This window comes from Burkholderia sp. BC1 (assembly GCF_052683555.1).
This window is the reverse complement of sequence record NZ_JBQYLP010000158.1, coordinates 1-2,456: the sequence shown is the minus strand read 5'-3', so window position 1 is coordinate 2,456 and position 2,456 is coordinate 1. Positions and strand designations below refer to the sequence as shown.

Here is a 2,456-nt window from a genome sequence, read left to right as displayed (position 1 = left end):
AGACTGATCACGTTCGCCGAAACGATTGATCACCATCGCCGAAATCCGCACATGGAGGTCCTGGTTGCCACCGAACGCGGGATCAACGCGGCGCTCGAGCAGGGCAAAACTTGTGGCGTGTGGACACTGGATCCGCAGACGGATGAGCTCGTCGCCGCGTTGATCGGGTGGCACGATGATCAACTGCGCGCGGCGCCGCTGGCGGTGTTCGCCGAGGCGCTCGAGCGACTTGAACGGATGCGTGACGGCCGGTCCTACGACCGGCCACCAGGCCGCCGCAGTGGGACAGGATCCCAGCTCCGTTGAGTTGGATCGCCGCGCCGGTGGCGGAATATTGCGAACCGTCCGCACCCCTGATATATATACAGTGCCTACGGCAATATCAGCTGCAATGCGGAGCGGAGAGCAGAATGGATTATCTGATTCGAGTGGCCGGCTTTCGCGATCGCGAAGCTTTGACGCGGCGGACGTACGAGCTTGCCGGCAAGCACGCTGACCTGGTCCGGGCACCGCGGAGCCAAGCATGATCGCCGCGCCGATGCTCGAGCAGCGCGACACGATGGTTGCGCTCGGATGGACTGTGGTGAGCGACTACGGGTATTCGCATGCCAGCGGCTGGACGATCGGGATCTGCCGCGTACACGACAAGTGGGTCGTCGAGCTATGGGATGGAAGATCTCTCCATGCCACCGTCGACTCACCGGTCGCGGCTGCTCGGCTTCATCGGGAAATCATCGCTGGAGCGAACTCGAACACACGCGACGACGTCGACGATCAGCACGCGATTTCCAGCTGATGAGGTCGAGTGCCCGGCAGCGGCCGGGCGCAGCACGTCATTTTCTGCGGCGTTATTCCGTGTCCGGAATCAGAAACCGATTGCGGTTCTTCGCATTAGCAATCCACTGCGGTGCCTTCCCACGTCCGCTCCAGGTGGCACCGGTCTTCGGATCACGATACTTCGGTGCGATAGGCGCGCGTGCGCGCGGCGCTGCTGCACGCCGACGACCGAAGAGTTGGTCGGGCGTGATGCCGTATTCGGCAATCTGTTCGCGCATCGTGGTGATGACGCTGTCAAGCTCAGCAAGCCGCGCTTCTTCGGCTTGCTGTGCCAGTGCATCTGCTTGGGCCTTCAGCTCGAGATAGGTAGCCATAAATGTGGAAGAGTTTCCTTTGAGAGATAGCTCAAGAGAGAGAGCAGTTCATTATATCCGCGCGCCACATTGCAATAATCCTCCGAGGTTCCAATTCCATGATGCCCACTCTATTCGAAAGCAATGCTAACGATTTTACATAACAGATACTAACGCCGTCAGACAGACATTCCCGTCGCAGCCAATGGTTGCCTCACCCAGGTCTCGCCCTTTCCAAGGTGGCAGGGTCACCGTCGGCCGCGCCGAGCCCTATCGGTGCGCGACCCGGCACCCGTCGCGTGTTGCGTGCCGCAATCCAATCCGGCGAATCGTCGGTTGCAACGAACAGACTGCGTGCCGTCTCACCTCGCTGATGATAGCTGCCGAGCTCGACGCCACCAAAGAACTTCATCTGCCATAAAGTGATGCGTGGATTGGTGCGCAAATACACGCCACGGTACTCGAACACACCGTTTCCGATCGTTTGTTCGACTCGGCCCCCGGCCTCGCATCGAACCAACATATCTTCGAAAGTTGCCTGCCCCGGTCGCGTAAACATATTCGCGGACGCCACCGCGTGGGGTGCAATCTGGAGATGCCAGTGGTGCCAGGCGAGCCCGAGCGCGATGTAGCAGCACAAGATGGCCAACTGCTCGCCGTCGAACGGCACCGACATCCCTGTGGCCCAGGTGCCATCAGGCTGCCGGATCATACGATCGCGCTGCCCAATAAATAACGTTCGGCGCAACGCGTCGTTTTTGGCCAGTCGCGGAGCGAGCTGCGTGGCAAGCGCCTCGAGCGCATCGCCGTGCACGCTTCCCATCAGCAACACGGACAGCACATAGTGTTCAATGCGCGACTTCGCCGTGTTGCATTCCTCACAGGCCGGCACCTTCGGCAGGTTGTCGCGTCCGGCAAGGAGAAAGAACTCACGCGCGATCACGTGGTCCGCCGTATTCGCGCCCTGCTCCAGCCCGCAATACACGCACGTCTTGTTTCGAAATCGCTTGCTGCCCACGTCGTCTCTCCTGGTCAGTGCCGATGCGCGTGCTCGCTTCGCGGCATGCGAGGTACATGGCGCGCGCGAGGGTCGGAGACGCACACCAGCGCGAATGGGGCATCCATAGTGTCTCCCAGCGCCGTTAGGAAGCGAAGGCGGATTTCACGCGGACGGCTCGCTGCTCTGAAGCAGTCGGATCAGACGACGAAACTGATCATCATCGCTATCACTCTTCCAGCGATTCACGAAACGACACACCACCTGCAGATTTCCTGCTGACGTTGCCCGCGAATTTCGGATCCCTTAGCTGAGTGAGATTATGCCAC

Annotated in this window: 3 protein-coding genes and 1 pseudogene; 2 read left to right on the top strand and 2 right to left on the bottom strand. The window is 60.3% G+C overall.

Annotated elements, in window-relative coordinates; translation table 11 throughout:
* Together ACSHSS_RS30035 and ACSHSS_RS30030 are read left to right on the top strand one after the other, a co-directional pair.
* Nucleotides 1-306, top strand: a pseudogene (locus ACSHSS_RS30035) (hypothetical protein); the annotation flags it as partial.
* Nucleotides 307-523: 217 nt separating this feature from the next.
* A complete protein-coding gene (locus ACSHSS_RS30030) occupies nucleotides 524-796 on the top strand; it encodes a hypothetical protein (RefSeq protein ID WP_060311635.1) in 273 nt (90 codons plus the stop codon).
* Nucleotides 797-848: 52 nt separating this feature from the next.
* On the opposite strand, the gene ACSHSS_RS30025 is transcribed toward ACSHSS_RS30030, so the two are convergent.
* Together ACSHSS_RS30025 and ACSHSS_RS30020 are read right to left on the bottom strand one after the other, a co-directional pair.
* Entirely contained in the window at nucleotides 849-1,151 is a 303-nt protein-coding gene (locus ACSHSS_RS30025; RefSeq protein WP_006405228.1) for an H-NS histone family protein, read from the bottom strand.
* Between the two features lie 193 nt (nucleotides 1,152-1,344).
* Nucleotides 1,345-2,148, bottom strand: coding sequence for an HNH endonuclease (locus ACSHSS_RS30020; protein ID WP_226237364.1), 804 nt, complete (start codon nucleotides 2,146-2,148; stop codon nucleotides 1,345-1,347).
* Nucleotides 2,149-2,456 lie beyond the last annotated feature (308 nt).